Here is a 25,746-nt window from a genome sequence, read left to right on the forward strand (position 1 = left end):
TCGAAGGCGGACTGGGCACCTTTGCGGAAACCTCGGGCCGCACTGTGCAGACTGCGGCGATGTCGGCGTGAATCTCTGCGACTACCCGGTTGGCGAGGGAAAGACCTGCGACCGACCAATTTGCGAATACCACTCCCACCGGATAGCGCCGGACATTGATTATTGCGACGCGCACCACGCCGCGTGGAAAGCGTTCCGCGATGCCGGCGGCGTCAAGCAAGAACTCGAAAACGTCGTCCCTTTCAAGGGCGCATAACCCCCTCCCCACCTTCTGCCGCCAAGCGCGGCATGGAGCATCATCATGGCAGCAGCAGAACAGATACCGGCTGAGTACCTGTCCGACAAAGTCGCTGAGAAGAACTTCGCGGAGATGGTCGGAACCACCCGGCGCGCGCTCCAGGGCAAGCGCCAGCGCAACATCATCCCGAAAGGGGTGTGGAACGAGATCGACGGGCAGATTTATTACAGCATCAGGAGATATGAGGCATGGCTAGAAAGCCTTTGGGATTGCCCGCAGGAGTTGAATTCGCAGGCCAATCAGTCCGCATTCGCTTCACTTGGAAGTTTCGGCGCTGCGAGACCCTCGCCTATTCCCAAACGCCAAAAGGCATTAAAGCAGCAGCCGATCTACGTGCTACGGTAATCAGCCTGATCAAGCACGGCGTGATGGACGATCAGCGTTACGCCGAGCTGTTCCCGAACTCAACTTACTCCACTTATTCTGCGACCCCGCTGTTCGGCGGCTACGCGCAGACCTGGCTCGACAGTCGGGAAGTTGTTGGAGGAACCCGGAAGAACTACCGGATTTCCCTCACCCTTTATTGGATGCCGCTCCTGGCGCCGCTCCCGATCGATCAGATCAATTCGGCAATGCTTCGAAAAATCGTCAGTGAAACGCAATGGAAATCTTCGACGGTAAAACGCTCGGCGATCCAACGCCTGCACACGATGTTTGAATGCGCGGTGAATGATGAGCTGATCACCAGAAACCCGGTCGGCTCGATTGAGTTGCCAGCCAAGGCAAAGAAACCGGTGGATCCGTTTACGGTGGTGGAGGCGGATTTGATCATCGGGCACCTATATAAGGTGCTGACCGGTTCGATGCGTGTTTACGCGGCCTACTTCGAGTTCGCGTTTTACACCGGCATGCGGCCAAGTGAGATAGCGGCGTTGCGCTGGGATGAGGTGGATACAGAGGGGCGTGTCGCCAATGTGTGCAGAATCGTGGCGGACTATAAGATCGAGGAGCGCACGAAAACCCGCGAGTCGCGACGCGTCATGCTGAACAGCAGGGCGTTGAATGCGATTGAGGTGGCCAATAGCGTGGCCGAGTTGAGGGCGAAACAGAGCAGGCGCCAGCACAAGCAGTCGCCGTACGTATTCCCGCCGACGAAGAATTTTGAGTTCATTCAGCAGGCTAGCGTGACCGACAAACACTTCAAGGCGGCACTGGTCGCTCTGAAGGTCAGGGCCAGACGGCAATACAACTGCCGGCACACTTACGCTACCATGTGCCTAATGGCAGGCATGAACCTCGGGTTCATTGCGAATCAGCTCGGCCACAGCGTGCAAATGCTGCTGACGACTTACGCCCGGTGGATCAATTCCAGTGAAGACTGGAGCGAAGTCGGGAAGCTGGAGCAAAGCCTGATTGGTACAAAATTGGTACAGACAGAAACCGTACCCCTCTAGAACCCATACGGAATACAGCTCTGTGACACTGGAACAGAATTACACCGCGATTCTCGGCCAATTGGGCGAGGACGTCTCCCGCGAGGGCCTGCTCGACACGCCAAAGCGTGCCGCCAAAGCCATGCAGTATCTCTGCCGCGGCTATGAGCAGACGCTTGAAGAAGTCACCAACGGTGCCTTGTTCAGCTCCGACAACAGCGAAATGGTCCTGGTCAAGGACATCGAGCTTTACTCGTTGTGCGAACACCATCTGCTGCCGTTCATCGGCAAGGCCCACGTCGCCTACATCCCTAGCGGCAAGGTGCTGGGGCTGTCGAAAGTCGCGCGGATCGTCGATATGTATGCGCGCCGCCTGCAGATCCAGGAAAACCTCAGCCGCCAGATCGCCGATGCGGTCCAGCAAGTCACCGGCGCCCTGGGCGTTGCAGTGGTGATCGAGGCCAAGCACATGTGCATGATGATGCGCGGTGTGGAGAAGCAGAATTCGTCGATGATCACCTCGGTGATGCTCGGTGAGTTCCGCGAAAACGCGGCCACCCGCAGCGAGTTTCTCAGCCTGATCAAGTAATTCGCAGCACGAAGAAAACCGGCATTCATCGCCGGTTTTTTTTCGCCTGCAAAAATCAGGTAAGCTGCGCGCCTTCGTTTGCCCCTGTGAGGCTTATACCGTGTTCGTAAAAGCGCTTCGTGTCGGCCTTGGCCAACTGATCATCTTCATCGACTTCATCACCCGCCCCGGCAAAAAGCAGCGCCCTGCCGAGGTTCAGGCCCAGGTCAACACGGCTGCCAAGGGCCTGACCCTGTATCAGTTCCACGCCTGCCCGTTCTGCGTGAAAACCCGCCGCACCCTGCGCCGCTTGAACGTGCCGGCGGCGTTGCGCGATGCGAAGAACAACGAACAGGATCGCCAGACCCTGCTGGAACACGGCGGAAAGATCAAGGTTCCGTGCCTGCGCATCGAAGAGAATGGCCAGACCACCTGGATGTACGAGTCCAAGGTGATCATTGATTATCTGGACAAGCGGTTTGCCGCAGCCTGATGATTTTGGGGTGTGATTGATGGCCTCTTCGCGGGCAAGCCTCGCTCCTACAGGGTCCGCGTAACCTCTGTAGGAGCGAGGCTTGCCCGCGAAGGCGTACGTCAGTACACCGCAAATTTCGGACAAAGATAAACCGGCCCTTGCGCCGGTTTATTTGTTTCTGCCTTTAGGCCGCTTTCGCCGCTTGAGCCTGACGCACCACCGCTGCCAGCCGTTTGAGCCCTTCGTCCAGCCGTGCCGGGTCGATGTGGCTGAAGTTCAGTCGCAGATGCCCTGGATTGTTGTCTGGCTCGGGGAAGAATGGCTCGCCCGGCATGAACGCCACATCCGCTGCCAATGCAGCCTTGAGCAACGTCCGCGTGTCCAGCGGCTGCTTGAGTGTCAGCCAGAAAAACAGCCCGCCCTCGGGCACGTTCCAGTCCGCCAAATCAGCAAAATGCATTTCCAGAGCTGACTGGAACGCGTCCCGACGAATTCGATAGAAGTCCCGCAGCTCGCTCAAGTGATGCTGGAATTTCTCGGTGCCGATCCATTGCAGCGCTTGCCACTGGCCGACGCGATTAGTGTGCAGATCGGCTGATTGCTTGAGCCGCAGCAAATACGGGAACAGGTCCGGACTGGCGATCAGATAGCCGACTCGCAATCCGGGCAACAGGGTTTTCGACACGGTGCCGGTGTAGATCCAACTGGCCTTTTTCAAGCGACTGACAATCGGTGTGGCGCTGCCGCCGTCAAAGGTCAATTCACGGTAAGGTTCGTCTTCGATCAAGGTCACGCCGAACTCGTCGAGCAAGGCGGCCACGGCATCGCGCTTGGCTTCGCTGTAGCGCACGGCCGACGGGTTCTGGAAGGTGGGGATCAGATAGATGAACGCCGGACGGTGTTTTTCCAGACGAGCACGCAGTTGCGCCAGGTTCGGGCCATCGACGTCCAGCGGGACAGTGATGCAGTCGGCGCCGAACAGCTGAAAAATCTGCAAGGCCGCAAGATAAGTCGGCGCCTCGAGCAAAATCTCGGTGCCTTTATCGATGTACAGCTTGGCCGCCAGATCGAGGGTTTGCTGGGAACCGCTGACCACCAATACCTGGCTCGCCTCGCAGGGCACGCCCAGCGCCCGCGCCTCTGCTGCCAGCACTTCACGCAGCGCTGGCTCACCTTCACTCATCCCGTATTGGCCCATGGACAACGGCATGTCGGCCCACTCGACTTTCGGCAGCATGGCTTCGGCCGGCAAGCCGCCGGCGAACGACATCACTTCCGGGCGCTGGGCGGCGGCGAGGATTTCACGGATCAAAGAACTTTTAAGGCGCGAGACACGTTCGGAAAATGCCATGGGGTCACCGGTAGCGAGGCCTGAGGAAAATGAGTCAAACTGATTGACCGAAATTACGACAGACCGGATGGATACGTCAACATGCTTGACCTTAAAAACCCCAGTACTCAGCAACAAGCGATGGAAGCGTTTTTCTTCGGTTACCAGGCTTTCACCGCGAAGGCCGACGAAATGCTCGAGCGTCGCGGCTTGAGCCGGGTGCATCAACGCATCGTGTTTTTCATCGCCCGCTACCCGAACCTGAGCGTCAAGGAACTGCTGGCGTTGCTCGGGGTGACGAAGCAGGCGTTGAACATTCCGCTGCGGCAGTTGGTGGAAATGCATTTGGTGAACAGCGTCGCGTCCGAGACCGACAAGCGTAAGCGATTGCTGGAACTGACCGACGATGGCGCGCGGTTTGAGCAGTCGTTGCGGCGTGAGCAGGTGAAATTGCTCGAGCGGGTGTTTGCCGAGGCTGGGGAGACAGCGGTGAATGGGTGGCTGGCGGTGAACCTGGCGCTTGGCGAGAACCAGTAGAAGATGTAAGCGACCTTCAGTAAGCCTTCGCGGGCAAGCCTCGCTCCTACGGGATTGAGTCGTTCCCATACCCGGCAAACGACACATCCTCAGTAGGAGCGAGGCTTGCCCGCGAAGGCGTCCTTCCCGGCGATATATCCCTATTGCCAAACTTTTCGTCTACAAAATCAAAAACATTATTTGCTTTATTTGTATACAAAAGCATAATCCACTTCGTGCGAGTTCCTGACCAAGCAGTCAACAAATTCGCAAGTGCCTCAAAGGGCCGCTGCCACCCTCATGGGTCCGGCCCTGGAAATAACAATAAAACTCTTGAGGAGTATTCGCTGTGGAAAGCCGTAAATCAGAAGCCCCAACGCTGGAACTCTCGCCGCCGTTACGCAATGGCTGGCTGGAGCGCCTCTTTAAACTCAGCTTGCATGGCACCACGGTGAAGACCGAGCTGATTGCCGGTCTGACAACCTTCATCACCATGGCTTACATCATCTTCGTCAACCCCAACATCATGGCCGACGCCGGGATCGATCACGGTGCCGCGTTCGTCGCCACCTGCATCGCCGCCGCGCTGGGTTGCCTGTTGATGGGCCTGTACGCCAACTGGCCAGTCGGCCTCGCGCCAGGCATGGGCCTGAACGCCTTCTTCACCTACACCGTGGTCGGTACCATGGGCTACAACTGGGAAACCGCTCTGGGTGCGGTGTTCGTTTCCGGTGTGCTGTTCATGTTCCTGACCTTTTCGCGGATCCGAGAATGGCTGCTCAATAGCATTCCGGTCAGTTTGCGCTTTGCCATGGGCGCCGGTGTGGGCTTGTTTCTGGGGCTGATCGGCTTGAAAACCGCGGGTATCGTGGTCGACAGCCCGGCTACCCTGATCAAGCTCGGTTCGCTGCGCGAACCTGGCCCACTGCTGGCAGCCATCTGCTTCCTGATGATCGCTGTGCTCAGCTACCACAAAGTGTTCGGCGCGATCCTCATCAGCATCATCACCGTAACCCTGGCAGGTTGGGGCCTGGGCCTGGTGCACTACGAGGGTCTCGTGTCCGCCCCGCCGAGCCTGGCACCGACCTGGATGGCCATGAACATCGCTGGCGTGTTCAACGTCAGCATGATCAGCGTGGTGCTGGCCTTCCTCTTCGTGCACATGTTCGACACCGCCGGCACCTTGATGGGCGTCGCCCAGCGCGCCGGTCTGGTGAATGCTGACGGCAAGATCGAAAACCTCTCCCGTGCCCTGAAAGCCGACAGTGCTTCCAGCGTATTCGGTGCGATGGTCGGCGTTCCGCCGGTCACCAGCTACGTGGAAAGTGCCGCGGGTGTAGCCGCAGGTGGTCGGACTGGTCTTACCGCCGTGACCGTAGGTGTGCTATTTATTGCCGCAATGTTTTTCGCGCCGCTGGCTGGCATGATCCCCGCGTATGCAACCGCCGGCGCGCTGATTTATGTGGCGATGCTGATGATGGGCAGCATGGCGCACATCGAATGGGACGAAGCAACCGACAGCATTCCGGCGATCGTCACCGCGATCATGATGCCCCTGACCTTCTCGGTCGCCGACGGCATTGCGCTGGGCTTTATCACTTACGTGGTACTGAAGGCCTGTACCGGTAAGCACAAGGAAATTTCCGTCAGTTTGTGGGTGCTCTGCGCGATCTTCATCGCCAAGTTCATTTTCTTGTAAGCCGTTTACGTTTCAAAAACAGTGTTTCAAAACAGCCTCACCCCGTCGGGTGAGGCTTTTGTGCATATGGAGGAAAGTGATGAGTCTGGAAACCTGGCTGCTGTTCAGCGGCGCTGCGCTGGTGGTGATCCTGATCCCTGGGCCACTGTCTTTGCTGATGATCAGTAACAGTCTGAATTACGGTTTGCGCCGTTCGTACCCGGCGTTTCTGGGAGGCGTGATTGCGTCGATCTGTTTGCTCAGTGCTTCGGCGCTGGGTTTGGGCGCCTTGCTGCTGGCATCGGAACAACTGTTCAGTGCCCTGAAGATCGTCGGTGCGCTGTACCTGTTCTACCTGGCCTGGCAGAGCTGGCAGCAATCGCGTCAGCCCTCCCACGGCGCTGAAGTGCCCCAGGCCGCACCGGTTCCACGCTTTCGCGCACTGTTCGGGCGCGCGTTTGTGCTGGGCGCGAGCAACCCGAAAGACATTCTGTTCTTTGCTGCTTTCCTGCCGCAGTTCCTCAGCGCCGAGCAACCATTCCTACCGCAGTTGCTGGTGATGATTGTGACCTGGACCGTGCTGGATCTGTTGTGCAAATTGGCTTATGGGCTGGGTGCCCACGGGGCGGCGCGATATTTGCGCAGTGGCAAGGGTCAGAACTGGTTTAACCGGATCAGTGCGGGGTTGTTCAGTGGTGCGGGCGCGGCCTCTCTGTTGAGCCGCTGAAAGCTTCGCGGGCAACGCCACATTTCGACAGGCAAAAAAAAGCCCGCAGTGTGAGCGGGCGAAAGACCAAAGAAGCTATATGCGCAGGATTCTGGGGGGAAAGTCCTAGCTTCCTCTGTAGGTCGAATAGCTGTACGGCGAGATCAGCAACGGCACATGGTAGTGATCCTGTTCTGCAGAGATGCCGAACCGCAGCACCACTACATCCAGGAACGCTGGTTCCGGCAGCTGAACGCCACGGGCGCGGTAGTAATCGCCCGCATGAAATTGAACCTGATAGACCCCGGAGCGGTAGTCATCGCCTTGCAGCAGCGGTGCATCGACACGGCCATCGCTGTTGGTCATCGCAGTGGCGACCAATTCCAGCTGCGGACCTTCAACACGGTATAACTCGACCTTGATCGAGCTGCCCGGGCAACCGTGTGCAGCGTCCAAAACGTGTGTAGTTAAACGTCCCATTGATTCTGCGCGCCTGCCTGCTTGGAGCAGTCAGACCTCGCGCCTCCCGAAGTCAGTTGAAAGGAGACCGCACCGATTCGGAGCACGAAAAGTTGCGGTGAGCGACTGATTAAGACACTTTTCAAAAAAATTGTACACAATAAAAATCACATTTTTACGACGATGTACGCTACACGTGGATTCGTACCGAATCTGGCGTCGAACCATAAGACCAAAGGACCTTCCATCCATTAGCTGACCAATCAGGCAGGTTTCTTGCAATATCATGTGAAGATGACAGTCAGTGAAAAATGCAAAAAATCAGGCTTACAAAGTGGATATAAAGTTGTATACAATCAGTCCATCGCTGTGACGCCAGCTTGTCATCAAACTGGTAGGTCGCCACACAACCCTGACCTTGAACAAGTCGAACGAATAAGAAGGAAGACTGCAGTGAGCGCTGACTACCCACGCGACCTGATCGGTTACGGCAGTAACCCTCCTCACCCACACTGGCCGGGCAATGCCCGCATCGCCTTGTCCTTCGTGCTCAATTACGAGGAAGGTGGCGAGCGTAATATCCTGCATGGCGATAAAGAATCCGAAGCCTTCCTCTCGGAAATGGTCTCGGCGCAGCCGCTGCAAGGCGCGCGCAACTTGAGCATGGAATCCCTTTACGAGTATGGCAGCCGTGCCGGCGTCTGGCGGATTTTGAAACTGTTCAAGGAATTCGACATCCCGCTGACCATCTTCGCCGTGGCCATGGCCGCCCAGCGTCACCCGGACGTGATCCGCGCGATGGTCGATGCCGGCCACGAGATTTGCAGCCACGGCTATCGCTGGATCGACTACCAGTACATGGACGAAGCGCAGGAACGCGAGCACATGCTCGAAGCGATCCGCGTCCTCACCGAAATCACCGGCGAACGCCCACTGGGCTGGTACACCGGCCGCACTGGCCCAAACACCCGTCGTCTGGTGATGGAAGAAGGCGGTTTCCTCTACGACTGCGACACCTACGACGACGACCTGCCGTACTGGGAACCGAACAATCCGACCGGCAAGCCGCACTTGGTGATTCCGTACACGCTGGACACCAACGACATGCGCTTCACCCAGGTCCAGGGTTTCAATAAGGGCGATGATTTCTTTGAGTATCTGAAAGACGCGTTCGACGTACTTTATGCCGAAGGCGCCGAAGCACCGAAGATGTTGTCGATCGGCCTGCATTGCCGTCTGATCGGCCGTCCGGCGCGTCTGGCCTCGCTCAAACGCTTTATCGAGTACGCTAAAAGTCATGAACAGGTGTGGTTCAGCCGTCGCGTCGACATCGCTCGCCACTGGCACGAAACCCACCCTTACCAAGGGGCCGCAAAATGAGCCACTTTCAAATCCTGAAGCCCTCGACCCTGAGCCGCGATGCCTTCGTCGCCGCCTTCGCCGACATCTACGAACATTCGCCATGGGTGGCCGAAAAGGCCTTCGACCTGGGTCAGGACGCTTCGATCGACGAGATCGAAACCCTGCACCAGCGCATGAGCGACATCCTGTTGAGCGCCGATCATGAAAGCCAACTGGCCCTGATCAACGCTCACCCGGACCTGGCCGGCAAAGCCGCCGTTCAGGGCCAGCTTACCGCAGCCAGCACCCAAGAACAGTCTGGCGCGGGTATTCACCAATGCACGGCCGAAGAGTTTTCTCGCTTCACCGAGCTGAACGACGCCTACAAAGCCAAGTTCAAGTTTCCCTTCATCATGGCGGTAAAAGGCAGCGACCGGCATCAGATCCTCGCAGCGTTCGAAACGCGCATTCGCAACTCGGCAGATACCGAATTCAAATGTGCGCTGGCAGAGATCAACAAGATCGCCCTGTTCCGATTACTGACTCTCTAGCAACCTTGGCCCGAGCGTTCTTAAACGCGAAAAGCGCCCATGGCCCTGGAAGCATCCCAAGCCAACTTATTAAAGGCAGACAAGAAGAATGAAAGCTCACGCCGTACCTTTCGAGAAGTTCGTCAACCTGGCCGACGCCCGTCTGGGCACCAAAATCATCTCGGTCACCGATGACTGGTTCGCTGATGCCAACCGCCTGTTCCAGCCGACCCCGGCTGTGTGGAAAGAAGGCGTGTTCGATGACAACGGCAAGTGGATGGACGGCTGGGAGTCGCGCCGCAAGCGCTTCGAAGGCTACGACAGCGCGGTGATTCGCCTGGGCGTACCGGGTTCGATCAAAGGCGTGGACATCGACACTTCATTCTTCACCGGTAACTTCCCGCCATCGGCCTCTCTGGAAGCGTGCTTCCTGGCCTCAGGCGAGCCGGACGAAAGCACCCAGTGGACTGAAGTGCTGTCGGCCGTCGAGCTGCAAGGCAACAGCCACCACTTCCACGAAATCAACAACGACCAGGCCGTCAGCCACCTGCGCTTCAACATTTACCCGGATGGTGGCGTGGCCCGCCTGCGTGTTTACGGTATTCCGTTCCGCGACTGGTCCGCTGTGGGCGACAACGAACAGGTTGACCTGGCTGCAGCGCTGAACGGCGGCCGCGCCCTCGCCTGCTCCGACGAACACTTCGGTCGTATGAGCAACATCCTTAACCCGGGCCGTGGCATCAACATGGGCGACGGCTGGGAAACCGCGCGTCGTCGTACCCCTGGCAATGACTGGGTCATCGTCGCGCTGGGTCATGCCGGCGAAATCGAGAAAGTCATCGTCGACACCCTGCACTTCAAAGGCAACTACCCGGACACGTGCTCGATCCAGGGCGCCTTCGTCAAGGGCGGTACTGACAGCCAGATTGAAACCCAATCGTTGTTCTGGCGCGAATTGCTGCCAGCGCAGAAACTGGAAATGCACGCTGAACACACCTTCGCCGAGCAGATCAAGGCACTGGGCCCCATCACTCACATCCGCCTGAACGTGTTCCCGGATGGTGGTGTGAGCCGCCTGCGCGTCCTTGGCAGAGTCGCTAAATAACACCCGATCGTTCCCACGCTCTGCGTGGGAATGCATCACCGGACGCTCTGCGTCCGCATTGGATGTGACGCGGAGCGTCACGGGCTGCATTCCCACGCGGAGCGTGGGAACGATCAAACTCAACGAAAAGAAGACCAGCATGCGCACATTGACGATTGAACCGCTGACCAAAGAAGCCTTCGCCCCTTTCGGTGACGTGATCGAAACCGACGGTAGCGATCACTTCATGATCAACAACGGTTCGACCATGCGCTTTCACAAACTGGCGACGGTTGAAACCGCCACGCCAGAGGACAACGCGATCATCAGCATCTTCCGCGCCGACGCGCAGGACATGCCGCTGACCGTGTGCATGCTGGAGCGTCACCCGCTGGGCAGCCAGGCTTTCATTCCGCTGCTCGGCAACCCCTTTCTGATCGTGGTCGCGCCACTTGGCGATGAACCTGTATCAGGCTTGGTCCGCGCCTTCGTCACCAACGGCAGGCAGGGCATTAATTACCATCGCGGCGTTTGGCACCATCCGGTGCTGACGATCGAAAAGCGGGATGACTTCCTGGTGGTTGATCGCAGTGGCACAGGCAACAACTGCGATGAGCATTTTTTCAAAGAGGATGAGTGTTTGATCCTTGCCCCCCACCAATAAGAGAAGGTCTGATCACTCGACAACAGAGTGAAAGGCGAGAGGTAAAGACTGTGGAAGCACATCTGTTCGAATGGCTGAACCTGAGCATACGCTGGGTTCACATGATTACTGGCGTGGCCTGGATCGGCGCGTCGTTCTATTTCGTCTGGCTGGAAAACAACCTCAATCGGGTCAACCCGAAAAGTGGCTTGGCGGGCGATTTGTGGGCGATCCACGGCGGCGGTATCTACCACCTGGAAAAATACAAACTGGCTCCACCGACCATGCCGGACAACCTGCACTGGTTCAAATGGGAAGCCTACTTCACCTGGCTATCGGGGATCGCACTGCTGTGCGTGGTGTTCTACTCCAATCCGACGCTGTACCTGCTGGCACCGGGCAGCAGCCTGACCGGCCCTGAAGGTGTTGCCCTGGGCATCGCCTCGTTGTTCGTCGGCTGGTTCGTCTACTCCTTCCTCTGCGACTCGGCCCTGGGCAAACGCCCTGCCCTGCTAGGCGCAATCCTGTTCGTGCTGATCATTGGCGCCGCTTACGGCTTCAGTAAAGTGTTCAGTGGTCGGGGTGCGTACCTGCACGTCGGCGCGATCATCGGCACCATCATGGTCGGCAACGTGTTCCGCATCATCATGCCGGCTCAGCGCGCGCTGGTGGCGGCAATTGCCGAGAACCGCACGCCGGATCCGGCGCTGCCGGCCAAAGGCTTGCTGCGTTCGCGGCACAACAACTACTTCACCTTGCCGGTGCTGTTCATCATGATCAGCAACCATTTCCCGAGCACCTATGGCAGCCAGTACAACTGGCTGATCCTGGCCGGGATCGCGGTGCTGGCGGTGTTGGTGCGTCACTACTTCAACACCCGCCACAACAGCCATAAGTTCGCCTGGACCTTGCCCGTCGCGGCAGTGGGCATGATCTGCCTGGCTTACGTGACTGGCCCGGCGCAAATGCCCAGCGCGCCTGAAGTAGCCAAGGCACCTGGCACCATCGAGTACCAGCCGCTGCCGGAAACCGCTCTCGGCGGTGGTGCCAAACCTGCCGCCGCGAAGCCTGCTGAAGCGCCGGTTCAGGCTGCAAACGCCGGACCGAGTTTCGACAAGGTGCACAGCGTGATCCAGGAACGTTGCTCGGTTTGCCATTCCGCCAAACCGACCAGCCCGCTGTTCAGTGCCGCACCGGCCGGCGTGATGTTCGACACTCCCGAGCAGATTCGTCAGAACGCCGCTCGCATTCAGGCGCAAGCCGTCACCAGCCAGATCATGCCACTGGGCAACATCACCCAGATGACCCAGCAGGAACGTGACCTGATCGGCGCGTGGATTGTTCAGGGAGCTCCGACCAATTAAGCGTTGAAAAGCTTCGCGAGCAAGCTTTGCTCCTACAGGTTTTATATGGATCTGTAGGAGCGAGGCTTGCCCTCGAATGGCCGCGACGCGGTCCACCTGATGCACACAATCACAAGAATAAAAAAGATCCGAGGTGTTGCATGTCCGAGCTATCCGAAGCGCGCATCCCCGACGCACCCGCTATTCAGCGTTTGCCCCTTTTGCAACTGATCCTGGTCGGTCTGCAACACGTTCTGCTGATGTACGGCGGAGCCATCGCGGTGCCGCTGATCATCGGACAGGCCGCTGGCCTGAGTCGTGAAGAAATCGCCTTCCTGATCAACGCCGACCTGCTGGTGGCTGGGATCGCCACCATCGTGCAATCGTTAGGGATAGGCCCCATGGGCATCCGCATGCCGGTGATGATGGGCGCCAGTTTCGCCGCCGTCGGCAGCATGGTCGCCATGGCCGGCATGCCGGGCATCGGTCTGCAAGGGATCTTCGGCGCGACCATCGCCGCCGGGTTCTTCGGCATGATCATCGCCCCGTTCATGTCCAAAGTGGTGCGCTTCTTCCCGCCTCTGGTGACCGGCACAGTCATCACCTCGATCGGTTTGTCGCTGTTCCCCGTGGCCGTGAACTGGGCCGGTGGCGGTGCTGGCGCCGCTGAATTCGGCTCACCGATTTACCTGGCCATCGCCGCGCTGGTGCTGGCAACCATCCTGCTGGTCCATCGCTTCATGCGCGGTTTCTGGGTCAACATTTCCGTGCTGATCGGCATGGGCCTCGGCTACGTGGTCTGCGGACTGATCGGCATGGTCGACCTCAGCGGCATGGCTCAGGCGCCCTGGGTGCAAATCGTCACCCCGCTGCATTTCGGCATGCCGAAGTTTGAATTGGCACCGATTCTTTCGATGTGCCTGGTGGTGGTGATCATCTTCGTCGAGTCCACCGGGATGTTCCTGGCGCTGGGCAAAATCACCGGCCAGGAAGTCTGCCCACGCATGCTGCGTCGCGGCTTGTTGTGTGATGCCGGCGCCTCGTTCTTCGCCGGTTTCTTCAACACCTTCACCCACTCCTCTTTCGCCCAGAACATCGGTCTGGTGCAAATGACCGGCGTGCGCTGCCGTTCGGTGACCATCGTCGCCGGCGGATTGCTGGTGGTGTTGAGCCTGTTGCCGAAAGCGGCGTTTCTGGTGGCATCGATTCCACCCGCCGTACTGGGCGGCGCGGCCATTGCGATGTTCGGCATGGTCGCCGCCACCGGGATCAAGATTCTTCAGGAAGCCGACATCGGTGACCGTCGCAACCAGTTACTGGTGGCGGTGAGCATCGGCATGGGGCTGATTCCGGTGGTCCGTCCGGAATTCTTCGCCCACCTGCCACTGTGGATGAGCCCGATCACCCACAGCGGAATCGCCATGGCGACGCTGAGTGCGCTGTCGCTGAACCTGCTGTTCAACATTCTTGGCGGCAGCGAACGCGCGGCCATCAACGACTGCCACACCCACCCGCTTTGACACACTAAAAGACATACAACCTGTGGGAGCAGTTGCTCCCACAGTGGCCACACCTGTGCCTCAAACAATAAAAACAAGAGGGAGCAACAGATGATTCGGACACAGACAACCCTGCTGTTGGGCGGTGGTCTTTTGGCCGCCAGCCAAGCCATGGCCGGCGACTTATTGCTGTGGCAGACCAACAGCCTGAGCTATTTGTACGGCAAGAATTTCGCAATCAACCCGTCGATCCAGCAGACGGTGACGTTCGAGCACGCCGACAAATGGAAGTACGGCGACAACTTCCTGTTCGTCGACAAGATCTTCTACAACGGCCAGGAAGACCGCAACAAAGGCCCTCACGCCTTTTACGGCGAGTTCAGCCCGCGCCTGTCCCTCGGCAAGATCCTCGACCGCCGCTTCGAATACGGCCCGATCAAGGACGTACTGCTCGCGATGACTTACGAGTACGGCGAAGGCGACAGCGAAGCCTACCTGATCGGCCCGGGTTTCGACCTCGCGGTGCCGGGCTTCAACTATTTCACCCTGAACTTCTATCGTCGGCAGACCGAAGGCCCGCGCCCCGGCGATGGTGTCTGGCAGATCACGCCGGCCTGGTCCTACAGCATTCCATTGGGCAACTCAGACCTGCTGTTCGACGGCTACCTGGACTGGGTGATCGACAACGATCAGAACGCCCGCGGTACCTACCACGCCAACCTGCACATCAATCCGCAGCTCAAATACGACCTCGGGAAAGCCTTGGGCTGGGGCCAGAAACAGGTCTACGTCGGTACCGAATACAGCTACTGGAAGAACAAGTACGGGGTCGAAAACAGCTCGAACCTGGACACTAACGAAAACACCGCCAGCCTGCTGGTGAAGGTGCACTTTTAAGATGGCCCGCAACCGTGCTCCAAACCTGCCGTCGGTGCGCTGTTGCGGGGCACTTGAGACCTGGCCAAGGAGTCAGTATTCTCCGCGGCCGCCCGAATCTGGTCTAAAAAAAAGCCCAGATTTAATTCCTGACCAGAAAGCCAACTTATCCCGGTTCTGGACGGTACCAAGGCACTCCAAAACCACTCTCAATCGACTGCTCTTGAGCAGCCGAGCGGGCGTTTTTTTGCTTCTCAAAAGCCTTGGCTCAGCTCTTGCTAACAGCACTGAAGCTGACCGATTGGATAATTTATTACAGCGACAGAAAAAGGCGCCACACCAGAGCGCCGACCTTAGAAAAATAACGTGGAACCACCTACTTTTTGGGAGCAACCGAATGAAACGTACGTGCACTAGCTTGATGCTGGCGGGATCTTTGCTGGCGGGGGGCCAGGCCATGGCCGGCGACTTGCTGCAATGGCAGAACAACAGCCTGACCTACCTGTATGGCAAGGATTTCCAGGTCAACCCGCACATTCAGCAGACGGTCACCTTCGAGCATGCCGATGCATGGAAATATGGGGACAACTTTTTCTTCGTCGACAAGATCTTCTACAACGGTGACAAGGACTTCAACGTCGGCCCGAACACCTATTACGGTGAGTTCAGCCCACGAATTTCCCTGGGCAAGGTCCTCGACCAGAAAATCGAATTCGGCCCGATCAAAGACGTCCTGCTGGCCATGACCTACGAGTTCGGTGAAGGCGATACCGAGTCCTACCTGATCGGTCCTGGTTTCGACCTGGCGATCCCGGGCTTTGATTACTTCCAGCTGAACTTTTACCAGCGTCACACGGAAGGCGGCCGTCCAGGCGACAACGTGTGGCAAATCACCCCGGCCTGGTCCTACACCATCCCGGTCGGCGATTCGAACATCCTGATCGATGGTTTCATGGATTGGGTGGTCGACAACGACTCCAACGCCAAAGGCGACTACCACGCCAACCTGCACTTCAACCCACAGGTCAAATACGACTTGGGCAAGGCGTTGAGCATCGGCGAGAAGCAGTTGTATGTCGGTGTGGAGTACGACTACTGGTCGGACAAGTACGGGATTAAAGACAGCCAGTTCTTCAAGACCGATCAAAGCACCACAAGCTTGCTGGTGAAGCTCCACTTCTGATTTAGAGTCAACAGTTCGCAGCCTTCGCCAGCTCCACAAGGATACGAGTTCCGATAGGAGCTGGCGCAGCCTGCGATCTTTGTTTTATGACAACCCCAAAAACCGCGACAACTCATCCCGCTTGGCCAACGCATCCCGCCGCCCGAGATCAATCAATTCGCTGCAATACCCCGACTCGAACAGCAGATAACTCAGCACCCCCGCCCCGCTCGTCTTGGTCGCCCCCGGACCGCGCAGAAACAGGCGCAGCGCCGCCGGCAACTCCTGCCGATGCCGCGCCGCAATCTCGTCGATCGGCTGACTCGGCGAAATCACCAGCACCTCCACCGGCGCTACACCCAGCGCGCGTGTCGGCGTGCCATCGGGCAGCAGATGACTGAACTGATTGAGTCGCTGCAGCAACTCGATATCACTTTCCAGGCTGTCAATGAACGTACTGTTGAGCATGTGCCCGCCGATCTGTGCCAGGGTGGGTTGCTGACCGGAGTAAGCACGTAGCAGCGGTTGTTCCGGGTCGACGCCGCGGGGGTTGCCGCTGACGCCCACCACCAGCACTCGACTGGCGCCCAGGTGCAGCGCCGGGCTGATCGGCGCCGACTGGCGTACCGCGCCGTCGCCGAAATACTCTTCACCGATTTTCACCGGCGCGAACAGCAGTGGGATCGCTGAACTGGCCAGCAAGTGATCGACGGTCAATTGCGTGGGAACGCCGATTCGCCGATGGCGCAACCAGGCATTGATAGTGCCGCCGCCCTGATAAAAGGTCACCGCCTGACCGGACTCGTAGCCGAACGCGGTCACCGCAACCGCCTGCAACTGCTTCTGTGCAATGGCCTCGGCAATCCCGCTCAACTGCAGTTTGTCATCGAGCAATCCGCGCAGCGGCGAACTGTTGAGCAAGGCCACCGGCACCTGAGCGCCAATCCCCAGCAAACTGTGGCTGACAAAACGACTGGCCTGATGGATCACGCCCGGCCAGTCGCTGCGCAGCACCAGATGACTGCGAAAGCCCTGCCAGAAGGCTGTCAGACGTAGAATCGCACTACGGAAGTCCATCGCCCCACTGGCGAGACTGACCGCGTTGATCGCGCCGGCCGAGGTGCCGACGATCACTGGAAACGGATTTGCTGCGCCCACCGGCAGCAGCTCGGCAATCGCCGCCAGCACACCGACCTGATAGGCCGCCCGAGCCCCGCCGCCGGAAAGAATCAACCCTGTAACCGGTTCAGCAGGACTCATCGCAACACTCCATGGTGCTTATCGGGATCGGTGGTTCAACCGCGTTTTGCGTACAACTTGGGTTCGCCCGGTGGGCGACTCTTGAAGCGGCGATGAGCCCAGAGGTATTGCTGCGGACATTCGCGCAAGACGCCTTCGATCCACTGATTGATGCGGATGCAATCGGCCTCTTCGGTCTCGCCGGGGAAACTCTCGAGCGGTGCATGAATCACCAGTCGATAACCGCCGCCGTCAGCCAGACGTTCCTGAGTGAACGGCACTACCAGCGCCTTGCCCAACCGCGCAAACTTGCTGGTGGCGGTGACGGTCGCGGCCTGAATCCCGAACAGCGGCACGAAGATACTTTGCTTGGCGCCATAATCCTGATCCGGCGCGTACCAGATTGCCCGGCCGGCCCGCAGCAATTTCAGCATGCCGCGAACGTCGTCGCGTTCCACCGCCAGCGAGTCGACGTTGTGCCGCTCGCGACCCAGGCGCTGGACGTAGTCGAACAACGGATTCTTGTGCTCGCGGTACATGCCGTCGATGGTGTGTTGCTGGCCGAGCAACGCCGCGCCGATTTCCAGCGTGGTGAAATGAATGGCCATCAGGATCACGCCTTTGCCGTCGCGCTGGGCCTTTTTCAAATGCTCCAACCCTTCGACATGGGCCAGTTTCGCCAGACGCTCGCGAGACCACCACCAGCTCATTGCCATCTCGAAAAACGCGATGCCCGTGGAGGCGAAGTTTTCCTTGAGCAGGCGCTTGCGCTCGGCCACGGTTTTTTCAGGGAAACACAGTTCGAGATTGCGCTTGGCAATGCGCCGTCTGTCGCCCGCTACTCGATACATCAATGCGCCCAGGGCGCGACCGATTATCAGCAACGCCGGATACGGCAACTGGACAATCAGCCACAACAGCCCCAAGCCACACCACAGCGGCCAGAAACGTGGAGAAAGAAATGTTGTTCGAAAACGCGGGCGATCCATTAAAGGTTCCGGAAAGACGATGGCCGCGCATTCTACATCGTTCGAGCCGGCTTGCGGCTCGCGGGCGTTCTCGTTATAAGTCTCGGCACTTTTAGTGACAAGTCGTTGTATGCCGACCATGAGCCAAACCGAACCGCTAGACCAAGATCCCGTGTTCCAGCTGAAAGGCAGCATGCTCGCCATTACGGTGCTGGAACTGGCCCGTAACGACCTCGAGAACCTTGATCGTCAACTGGCCGCCAAAGTCGCCCAGGCGCCTAACTTCTTCAGTAACGCGCCACTGGTGCTGGCCCTGGACAAACTACCGGCCAGCGAAGGCGCAGTTGATCTGCCGGGCCTGATGCGCGTCTGCCGCCAGCATGGCCTGCGCACCCTGGCGATCCGTGCCAGCCGCATTGAAGACATCGCCGCGGCCATCGCGGTCGACCTGCCGGTGCTGCCACCGTCCGGCGCCCGGGAACGTGCGCTTGACCCGCACGAAGGCGTCGTTGCGAAAAAACCGGAAAAACCGCCGGAACCGACCATCAAACCAACGAAGATCATCACGTCGCCCGTACGCGGTGGCCAGCAGATTTATGCCCAGGGTTGCGATCTGGTCGTGATCTCGTCGGTCAGCCCGGGGGCGGAACTTCTCGCCGATGGCAACATCCATGTATACGGCCCGATGCGCGGTCGTGTGCTGGCCGGCGTCAAAGGCGACACGAAAGCCAGGATTTTCTGTCAGCAAATGAGCGCTGAACTGGTTTCCATCGCAGGCCACTACAAGGTTTCGGAGGATCTGCGTCGCGACCCTATGTGGGGCGCGGGCGTACAGATCAGCCTGTCAGGCGATGTGTTGAACATCATTCGGCTTTAACGGATACTGCCGCATTTTCCAAGCATCTCTAAAACGTAGCGAAAACGGCTCAAACGAAGTAGGAAAAAGGCCATAAGCAGTGTTTACCCGAGGTAAGCGCCGTTCTGGGCCGGATTCCAGCCAAGGCTGTCCGACTGCAGTAGTTTTTCTAGAGATGTTTTTCAGGGGCTAAATGTCCTTTTTCCTTAGGGGTGAAACACCTTGGCCAAGATTCTCGTGGTTACATCCGGCAAGGGTGGTGTGGGTAAGACCACCACCAGTGCTGCTATCGGTACCGGCCTCGCACTGCGCGGCCACAAAACAGTCATCGTCGACTTCGACGTCGGCCTGCGTAACCTCGACCTGATCATGGGTTGCGAGCGCCGCGTAGTGTATGACTTCGTCAACGTGGTGAACGGCGAAGCCAACCTGCAACAAGCCCTGATCAAAGACAAACGCCTTGAAAACCTCTACGTACTGGCCGCCAGCCAGACCCGCGATAAAGACGCGCTGACCGTGGAAGGCGTGGAAAAGGTGTTGATGGCGCTGAAAGAAGACTTCGAATTCGTGGTCTGCGACTCCCCGGCCGGCATCGAGAAAGGCGCCCACCTGGCCATGTACTTCGCTGATGAAGCGATCGTCGTGACCAACCCGGAAGTGTCCTCGGTACGTGACTCGGACCGCATGCTTGGCCTGCTGGCCAGTAAGTCCCGCCGCGCCGAAAAGGGCGAAGACCCAATCAAGGAGCACTTGCTGCTGACCCGCTACAACCCGCAACGGGTCAGTGACGGCGAAATGCTCGGCGTCGAAGACGTCAAAGATATTCTGGCCGTCACCCTGCTGGGTGTCATTCCGGAATCCCAAGCGGTACTCAAAGCTTCCAACTCGGGTGTGCCGGTGATTCTCGACGACCAGAGCGATGCCGGTCAGGCATACAGCGATGCGGTCGATCGACTGCTGGGCAAAACCGTGGAGCATCGTTTTCTCGATGTAACGAAGAAGGGATTCTTCGAGCGCCTGTTTGGAGGTAGATAATGAATCTTTTTGACTTCTTTCGTGCCAGCAAAAAGGTCAGCACCGCGTCGGTAGCGAAAGAGCGTCTACAGATCATCGTGGCGCACGAACGCGGCCAGCGCAGTACACCGGACTACCTGCCAGCCCTGCAGAAGGAATTGGTCGAGGTGATCCGCAAGTACGTCAATATCGGGTCCGATGACGTGCACGTCGCTCTGGAAAACCAGGGCAGCTGCTCGATTCTGGAACTCAATATCACCCTGCCTGACCGCTAGTCGATCAGACAGGAGCCACGGCGGCTCAGACCTCCTGGCACTTCGCAGGAGCGAAGCTTGCTCGCGAAGCAGACAACTCGGTGTATCTGATAGATCGAGGTGATACGTTCGCGAGCAAGCTTCGCTCCTACAGAGTGCGAGGGCCTGAGCCGCCGTTGGCGTTTGTTACGAGGCTGTTTTAATGCCGTTGTCCAACATCCGCATCATCCATCAGGACGCCGCCGTACTGGTGGTGGATAAACCGACCTTGCTGCTTTCCGTCCCTGGCCGGGCCGATGACAACAAGGACTGCCTGATTACCCGCCTGCAAGAAAACGGCTACCCGGAAGCGCGAATCGTCCATCGTCTGGACTGGGAAACCTCCGGCATTATTCTATTGGCCCGTGACCCGGACACGCATCGCGAGCTGTCTCGGCAATTTCATGACCGCGAAACCGAAAAGGCCTACACCGCATTGTGCTGGGGCCAGCCGGAACTGGACAGTGGCAGCATCGATCTGCCCTTGCGCTACGACCCGCCGACCAAGCCACGCCATGTGGTGGACCATGAATTCGGCAAACATGCCCTGACCTTCTGGCGCGTATTGGAGCGTTGCGGCGATTGGTGTCGTGTCGAATTGACGCCGATCACCGGCCGATCCCATCAGTTGCGCGTGCACATGCTCTCCATCGGTCACCCGCTGCTGGGTGACGGGCTCTACGCCCACGAGCAAGCATTGGCGGCCTGGCCACGACTGTGCCTGCACGCGAGCATGCTGAGCTTCACTCACCCGCAAAGCGGCGAACGCTTGCGCTTCGAGTGTCCTGCTCCTTTCTAAGCAGCCGCTGAACCAAAAAAACGCCCTTCCATTGAAGGGCGTTTTTATTTCTTGTCACAAATCGACGTGAAAATGGCGTTAAAACCTTAGCGCGCAACCCTCAACCGAAGCGCAGCAGGCACTTGAGCAACTTATTCACAAGCGACGTGCCCGCAAGCTCACCCGTGCGAGTGCGCCACTGGCCTCCGGCGATACGCCGCTGCTTGCCAAGGTCCAACCGCTGGACTCCTTGAAGGCAAAAGTGCGGGTCACCTTTGGTAAACCACAGCGCAATGGCCGATTCGACTGGCCGCTGGAAGAGCTGATCAACACGCTCGAAGCGCAGCGCCGTGGCGTACAAATGCCTTCTCTGCAAGGGTTCGGTTACACCAAAGACCGACTTTGAAAACTGCTTTGCCGGCCAGACAAATCATCCAAGCGAAACCTTGGGTTTTCAGCTGGGCTTCTTCTATCGCCGGGACATCTACAAGCTCATCACCGAAGCCGCCTATGACCGCCTTGTGGACGACTATGTTCGGGAGATCCCCGGTATCTCGATGGAAAAATTCAACGAGGTGTACCTCGCAAGCAAACATGAATATGTAGGCCGCAAGCAACGTCGCGAAGTATTCCTCAATGGCAATCTGATCACCGGTTGACTCATCCTACTCGCCAACCAGCAGCCGACGCACACCGAACGGCATTGTCTCTGCAATGCCGTGAGCCAATACGTTAAACTTGCGCCACTGCTGTCTGGAGCTACTTATGCGCGAAGAGTTGAACCAAGGCCTGATCGATTTCCTCAAGGCCTCCCCTACCCCATTCCATGCCACCGCCAGCCTTGTTCAGCGCCTGGAAGCGGCGGGCTATCAACGCCTCGACGAGCGCGAGCCATGGACCACCGAAGCCAACGGTCGCTACTACGTCACCCGTAACGACTCTTCGATCGTCGCGTTCAAGATGGGCCGTCATTCACCCCTGCATGGCGGTATTCGCCTAGTCGGCGCGCACACCGACAGCCCGTGTCTGCGGGTCAAACCCCAGCCGGAACTGCAACGCCAGGGCTTCTGGCAGCTGGGCGTCGAAGTCTATGGCGGCGCACTGTTGGCGCCATGGTTCGACCGCGACCTGTCATTGGCCGGCCGCGTGACCTTCCGTCGTGATGGCAAGGTCGAGAGCCAGTTGATCGACTTCAAGGCACCGATTGCCACCATCCCGAACCTGGCCATTCACCTTAACCGTGAAGCCAACATGGGCTGGGCGATCAACGCCCAGACCGAACTGCCGCCGATCCTCGCGCAATTTGCCGGTGACGAGCGTGTGGACTTCCGTGCCGTGCTGACCGATCAACTCGCCCGCGAACACGGCTTGAACGCCGACGTAGTGCTCGACTATGAGCTGAGCTTTTACGACTCCCAAAGTGCTGCGGTCATCGGCCTGCATGGCGATTTCATCGCTGGCGCACGCCTGGACAATTTGCTGTCGTGCTATGCCGGCCTGCAAGCCTTGCTGACCACCGAAACCGACGAAACCTGTGTACTGGTCTGCAACGATCACGAAGAAGTCGGCTCCTGTTCAGCCTGCGGCGCCGACGGCCCGATGCTCGAGCAAACGTTGCGTCGTTTGTTGCCCGAAGGTGATGAGTTCGTACGGACCATTCAGAAATCCCTGCTGGTCTCGGCCGATAACGCCCACGGCGTGCATCCCAACTACGCCGACAAGCACGATGCCAACCACGGCCCGAAACTCAACGCCGGGCCGGTGATCAAGGTCAACAGCAACCAGCGCTACGCCACCAATAGCGAAACCGCCGGATTCTTCCGCCATCTGTGCATGGCCGAAGAAGTGCCGGTGCAGAGCTTCGTGGTGCGCAGCGACATGGGTTGTGGCTCGACCATCGGCCCGATCACTGCCAGCCACCTGGGCGTGCGCACTGTGGACATCGGCCTGCCGACCTTCGCCATGCACTCGATCCGCGAGTTGTGCGGCAGCCATGATCTGGCGCACCTGGTCAAAGTGTTGAGCGCGTTTTACGCCTGCCGCGAGTTGCCGTAATCCGTGTAGGAGCATGGCTTGCCAGCGATGGCGATCTTAAGGACGCCATCGCTGGCAAGCCATGCTCCTACAGTGTTCACCACCGATCACCAAAAGCCACCTAGACTTTAACTACCCCCCCTCGACAAGGCAGTCGCTCATGATCTCGATGTCTCCGTTTCACACCATGCTGATCCCGATTCTCGCCGGGATGATCATGCTGGCAACCGGTTTCAATTTTCGCGACAAGAACGCCGGCGTGTTCGCGATGTGGATCGGCATGTTGATGATCCTCGCCACCGTGGTTTTCAAGATCCTCGCCAAACTCAACGAATAAATCCTCACCCCTGGCTCGCATTGATTTTAACGGCCTCGTACACTTGATCGATCCGCTTATCCCGAGGTTGACCGCCTAGTGTTCGCTCGTCTTTTTGCCCTGCCGTGTTTCGTCCTTGTCTGCCTCATGACGCTGCTGCCAATGGCGCCCGCCCAGGCGGTCGGTTTGCCAGGCTTGCTTAACCATTCGGCGAAATCCCAGCCAGAAGCGCAAGAGCCCTTGGGGCAATCCCTGGACGAAGTCATCAAATCCCTGGAGAACGATCAGCAACGGACCCAGCTGCTGACCGACCTGAAGAAGCTGCGCGAGGCCACCCTAAAAGCCCAGCCGGCCACTGAAGAAGGTGTTCTGGGCCTGATCGGCGGCACCTTGGCCAAATTCGAGAAACAATTCTCCGGAGCCGACAGTCCGCTCACGCGCTGGACGCAAGAGTTCGAACTGGCCGAGGATGAACTGGCAGCACTAGTTGTGCCGACCAATGAATGGCTGCCAATCATTTTTGCCTTCTCCATGATCCTGATGGTCTGGAGCTTGCTCGCCGCCGCGCTGATCTGGCTCGGCCACCGGGTGCGGATGCGCTTTGGCCTGACCGAAGAGCTGCCGCAGCACCCCAAGGCCCTGGACATGTTGCGCTTCGCCCTGCGCAAACTCGGGCCGTGGCTGATTGCCTTGGTGATGACGGTCTACATGAGTTACGCCCTGCCCTCATCGTTGGGCAAAAGCCTGGCCATGGTGTTGGCCTATGCGCTGGTGGTCGGCACCTGTTTTTCGGCAATCTGCGTGATTGCCTTTTCCGTGCTCGATGGCCCACACCGCCACCGCGCCTTGTACATTCTGCGGCATCAAGCCTTTCGGCCGCTGTGGCTAATCGGCAGTTTCGCCGCCTTTGGTGAAGCCTTGAACGATCCGCGACTGGTCGCCAGCCTCGGCAGTCACCTGGCGCATACCGCCGCAACTGTGGCTAACGTCATGGCCGCGCTGTTCACCGGGTTGTTCATCCTGCGGTTCCGTCGCCCCATCGCCCACTTGATCCGCAACCAACCGCTGTCCCGACGCCTGACCCGTCGCGCGCTCAGCGACACGATCGAAATTCTCGGAACCTTCTGGTACGTACCAGCACTGGTGTTGGTGGGCATCTCGCTATTCGCCACGTTCGTCTCCGCTGGCGATACCAGCACCGCGCTGCGCCAGTCGTTGATCTGCACGGTGTTGCTGGTGTTGTGCATGGTCATCAACGGGTTGGTGCGCCGCCACGCCCTCAAACCGCAGCGCAGCGTGAAGCGCCATGCGCTGTACTCGGATCGCCTGAAAAGCTTCTTCTACACCCTCGCTCATTTGGTGGTGTGGCTGGCGTTCATCGAACTCGGCCTGCGGGTCTGGGGCCTGTCGCTGATCGCATTCACCGAGGGCGAAGGCCATGAAGTCAGCGTCAAACTGTTCAGCCTCGGCGGCACACTGATTTTTGCCTGGCTGATCTGGATTCTCAGCGACACCGCCGTGCACCACGCCCTCACCCGCTCGCGCAAAGGCCTGGCAAATGCCCGCGCGCAGACAATGATGCCGCTGATCCGCAACGTGTTGTTCGTGGCGATTTTCATCATCGCGCTGATCGTCGCCCTGGCGAACATGGGCATGAACGTCACGCCGTTGCTGGCCGGTGCCGGTGTGATCGGCCTGGCCATCGGTTTCGGTGCGCAGTCGTTGGTGGCGGATCTGATCACCGGGCTGTTCATCATCATCGAAGATTCCCTGGCCATTGACGACTACGTGGACGTCGGCGGCCACCTGGGCACCGTCGAAGGGCTGACCATTCGTACCGTGCGCCTGCGGGACATCGATGGCATCGTCCACACCATTCCGTTCAGCGAAATCAAAAGCATCAAAAACTACTCCCGGGAATTCGGCTACGCGATTTTCCGGGTGGCGATACCCTCCAACATGGACATCGATAACGCGATCAAACTGATGCGCGAAGTAGGCCAGAAGATGCGCACCGATCCACTGCAACGGCGCAACATCTGGTCGCCACTGGAAATTCAGGGTGTCGAGAGTTTCGAGTCAGGCAATGCGATTCTTCGTGCCCGGTTCAAGACCGCGCCGATCAAGCAGTGGGAAGTTTCCCGAGCCTTCAACCTGTCACTCAAACGGCACCTGGATGAAGCCGGGCTCGACCTGGCGACACCACGCATGAGCGTGCAAGTGATCACCGCGGGCGGCGGGTCAGTGGTGGAATAACCCTTCTGGCACACACTGATAGACCGTCGAGACTCGATCCCTGTAGCAGCTGCCTCGCAGGCTCGACAGCTGCTACAAATGGCAGGCAAAAAAAATCCCCGAACCTGTCGG

Annotated in this window: 26 protein-coding genes and 1 pseudogene; 23 read left to right on the forward strand and 4 right to left on the reverse strand. The window is 58.6% G+C overall.

The window, feature by feature from the left end:
- Positions 1-301: 301 nt before the first annotated feature.
- The 4 genes from ACYZT0_RS15795 to ACYZT0_RS15810 all read left to right on the forward strand — a co-directional run bounded on the left by ACYZT0_RS15795 (position 302) and on the right by ACYZT0_RS15810 (position 2,732).
- Positions 302-643, forward strand: a complete 342-nt coding sequence (locus ACYZT0_RS15795; protein WP_462042036.1) for a hypothetical protein — start codon at positions 302-304, stop codon at positions 641-643.
- Positions 547-1,692, forward strand: coding sequence for a tyrosine-type recombinase/integrase (locus tag ACYZT0_RS15800; RefSeq protein WP_462046583.1), 1,146 nt, complete (start codon positions 547-549; stop codon positions 1,690-1,692). Before ACYZT0_RS15795 ends, ACYZT0_RS15800 begins: the two co-directional genes overlap by 97 nt.
- Positions 1,693-1,714: 22 nt before the next feature.
- Positions 1,715-2,260: a GTP cyclohydrolase I FolE gene (folE, locus tag ACYZT0_RS15805; RefSeq protein ID WP_010456659.1), complete on the forward strand. Its 546-nt coding sequence runs from the start codon at positions 1,715-1,717 to the stop codon at positions 2,258-2,260.
- 100 nt (positions 2,261-2,360) lie between these two features.
- Positions 2,361-2,732 carry a glutathione S-transferase N-terminal domain-containing protein gene (locus ACYZT0_RS15810; RefSeq protein ID WP_462042037.1) on the forward strand — a complete coding sequence of 124 codons (372 nt, stop codon included), beginning with the start codon at positions 2,361-2,363 and terminating at the stop codon, positions 2,730-2,732.
- A 166-nt stretch (positions 2,733-2,898) separates the two neighbouring features.
- Here ACYZT0_RS15810 and ACYZT0_RS15815 read toward each other — a convergent pair whose 3' ends face one another.
- Entirely contained in the window at positions 2,899-4,065 is a 1,167-nt protein-coding gene (locus ACYZT0_RS15815; protein ID WP_462042038.1) for an aminotransferase-like domain-containing protein, read from the reverse strand.
- A gap of 81 nt (positions 4,066-4,146) precedes the next feature.
- On the opposite strand from ACYZT0_RS15815, the gene ACYZT0_RS15820 reads away from it, so the two are divergent.
- The 3 genes from ACYZT0_RS15820 to ACYZT0_RS15830 all read left to right on the forward strand — a co-directional run bounded on the left by ACYZT0_RS15820 (position 4,147) and on the right by ACYZT0_RS15830 (position 6,965).
- The gene (locus ACYZT0_RS15820; RefSeq protein WP_462042039.1) at positions 4,147-4,581 is read left to right on the forward strand and encodes a MarR family winged helix-turn-helix transcriptional regulator; all 435 of its coding nucleotides are present in this window, start codon (positions 4,147-4,149) and stop codon (positions 4,579-4,581) included.
- Positions 4,582-4,909: 328 nt separating this feature from the next.
- Complete coding sequence (locus ACYZT0_RS15825; protein WP_462042040.1) at positions 4,910-6,259, forward strand: NCS2 family permease; 1,350 nt, start codon at positions 4,910-4,912, stop codon at positions 6,257-6,259.
- Positions 6,260-6,338: 79 nt separating this feature from the next.
- Positions 6,339-6,965: a LysE family translocator gene (locus ACYZT0_RS15830; RefSeq protein ID WP_462042041.1), complete on the forward strand. Its 627-nt coding sequence runs from the start codon at positions 6,339-6,341 to the stop codon at positions 6,963-6,965.
- Between the two features lie 105 nt (positions 6,966-7,070).
- Here ACYZT0_RS15830 and uraH read toward each other — a convergent pair whose 3' ends face one another.
- Positions 7,071-7,424, reverse strand: coding sequence for a hydroxyisourate hydrolase (gene uraH, locus ACYZT0_RS15835; RefSeq protein WP_462042042.1), 354 nt, complete (start codon positions 7,422-7,424; stop codon positions 7,071-7,073).
- Positions 7,425-7,856: 432 nt separating this feature from the next.
- Here uraH and puuE point away from each other — a divergent pair, with 432 nt between their 5' ends.
- From puuE to ACYZT0_RS15875, 8 genes are all read left to right on the forward strand, one after another.
- Positions 7,857-8,783, forward strand: coding sequence for an allantoinase PuuE (puuE, locus tag ACYZT0_RS15840; protein WP_462042043.1), 927 nt, complete (start codon positions 7,857-7,859; stop codon positions 8,781-8,783).
- Complete coding sequence (gene uraD / locus ACYZT0_RS15845) at positions 8,780-9,295, forward strand: 2-oxo-4-hydroxy-4-carboxy-5-ureidoimidazoline decarboxylase (protein ID WP_462042044.1); 516 nt, start codon at positions 8,780-8,782, stop codon at positions 9,293-9,295. Before puuE ends, uraD begins: the two co-directional genes overlap by 4 nt.
- Before the next feature lie 88 nt (positions 9,296-9,383).
- Positions 9,384-10,379, forward strand: a complete 996-nt coding sequence (gene alc, locus ACYZT0_RS15850) for an allantoicase (protein WP_462042045.1) — start codon at positions 9,384-9,386, stop codon at positions 10,377-10,379.
- A 139-nt stretch (positions 10,380-10,518) separates the two neighbouring features.
- Positions 10,519-11,022, forward strand: coding sequence for an ureidoglycolate lyase (locus tag ACYZT0_RS15855; protein ID WP_454836626.1), 504 nt, complete (start codon positions 10,519-10,521; stop codon positions 11,020-11,022).
- A 50-nt stretch (positions 11,023-11,072) separates the two neighbouring features.
- Entirely contained in the window at positions 11,073-12,365 is a 1,293-nt protein-coding gene (locus ACYZT0_RS15860) for a urate hydroxylase PuuD (protein WP_462042046.1), read from the forward strand.
- A gap of 140 nt (positions 12,366-12,505) precedes the next feature.
- On the forward strand, positions 12,506-13,864 hold the full coding sequence (locus ACYZT0_RS15865) for a nucleobase:cation symporter-2 family protein (RefSeq protein ID WP_462042047.1): 1,359 nt from the start codon (positions 12,506-12,508) through the stop codon (positions 13,862-13,864).
- 90 nt (positions 13,865-13,954) lie between these two features.
- A complete protein-coding gene (locus tag ACYZT0_RS15870; protein ID WP_462042048.1) occupies positions 13,955-14,740 on the forward strand; it encodes an outer membrane protein OmpK in 786 nt (261 codons plus the stop codon).
- Positions 14,741-15,116: 376 nt separating this feature from the next.
- Positions 15,117-15,902, forward strand: coding sequence for an outer membrane protein OmpK (locus tag ACYZT0_RS15875; RefSeq protein ID WP_462042049.1), 786 nt, complete (start codon positions 15,117-15,119; stop codon positions 15,900-15,902).
- Positions 15,903-15,986: 84 nt separating this feature from the next.
- Here ACYZT0_RS15875 and ACYZT0_RS15880 read toward each other — a convergent pair whose 3' ends face one another.
- Together ACYZT0_RS15880 and ACYZT0_RS15885 are read right to left on the reverse strand one after the other, a co-directional pair.
- Positions 15,987-17,141 carry a patatin-like phospholipase family protein gene (locus ACYZT0_RS15880; protein ID WP_462042050.1) on the reverse strand — a complete coding sequence of 385 codons (1,155 nt, stop codon included), beginning with the start codon at positions 17,139-17,141 and terminating at the stop codon, positions 15,987-15,989.
- A gap of 35 nt (positions 17,142-17,176) precedes the next feature.
- The gene (locus ACYZT0_RS15885; RefSeq protein ID WP_462042051.1) at positions 17,177-18,109 is read right to left on the reverse strand and encodes a lipid A biosynthesis lauroyl acyltransferase; all 933 of its coding nucleotides are present in this window, start codon (positions 18,107-18,109) and stop codon (positions 17,177-17,179) included.
- 118 nt (positions 18,110-18,227) lie between these two features.
- Here ACYZT0_RS15885 and minC point away from each other — a divergent pair, with 118 nt between their 5' ends.
- The 8 genes and pseudogenes from minC to ACYZT0_RS15925 all read left to right on the forward strand — a co-directional run bounded on the left by minC (position 18,228) and on the right by ACYZT0_RS15925 (position 25,635).
- The gene (gene minC, locus ACYZT0_RS15890) at positions 18,228-18,965 is read left to right on the forward strand and encodes a septum site-determining protein MinC (RefSeq protein WP_462042052.1); all 738 of its coding nucleotides are present in this window, start codon (positions 18,228-18,230) and stop codon (positions 18,963-18,965) included.
- 201 nt (positions 18,966-19,166) lie between these two features.
- Positions 19,167-19,979, forward strand: a complete 813-nt coding sequence (gene minD / locus ACYZT0_RS15895) for a septum site-determining protein MinD (RefSeq protein WP_462042053.1) — start codon at positions 19,167-19,169, stop codon at positions 19,977-19,979.
- Positions 19,979-20,233, forward strand: coding sequence for a cell division topological specificity factor MinE (minE, locus tag ACYZT0_RS15900; RefSeq protein WP_007898843.1), 255 nt, complete (start codon positions 19,979-19,981; stop codon positions 20,231-20,233). Before minD ends, minE begins: the two co-directional genes overlap by 1 nt.
- A 181-nt stretch (positions 20,234-20,414) precedes the next feature.
- Entirely contained in the window at positions 20,415-21,050 is a 636-nt protein-coding gene (locus tag ACYZT0_RS15905; RefSeq protein WP_028941050.1) for an RluA family pseudouridine synthase, read from the forward strand.
- An 82-nt stretch (positions 21,051-21,132) separates the two neighbouring features.
- Positions 21,133-21,688 (forward strand): annotated as a pseudogene (locus ACYZT0_RS15910) (hypothetical protein); the annotation flags it as partial.
- 106 nt (positions 21,689-21,794) lie between these two features.
- Positions 21,795-23,084: a M18 family aminopeptidase gene (locus ACYZT0_RS15915; protein ID WP_462042054.1), complete on the forward strand. Its 1,290-nt coding sequence runs from the start codon at positions 21,795-21,797 to the stop codon at positions 23,082-23,084.
- Positions 23,085-23,223: 139 nt separating this feature from the next.
- Positions 23,224-23,400 carry a hypothetical protein gene (locus ACYZT0_RS15920; protein ID WP_462042055.1) on the forward strand — a complete coding sequence of 59 codons (177 nt, stop codon included), beginning with the start codon at positions 23,224-23,226 and terminating at the stop codon, positions 23,398-23,400.
- A 78-nt stretch (positions 23,401-23,478) separates the two neighbouring features.
- Positions 23,479-25,635 carry a mechanosensitive ion channel family protein gene (locus ACYZT0_RS15925; RefSeq protein ID WP_462042056.1) on the forward strand — a complete coding sequence of 719 codons (2,157 nt, stop codon included), beginning with the start codon at positions 23,479-23,481 and terminating at the stop codon, positions 25,633-25,635.
- Positions 25,636-25,746: the final 111 nt, after the last annotated feature.

The sequence above is a fragment of the Pseudomonas sp. ZS1P83 genome (assembly GCF_054897825.1).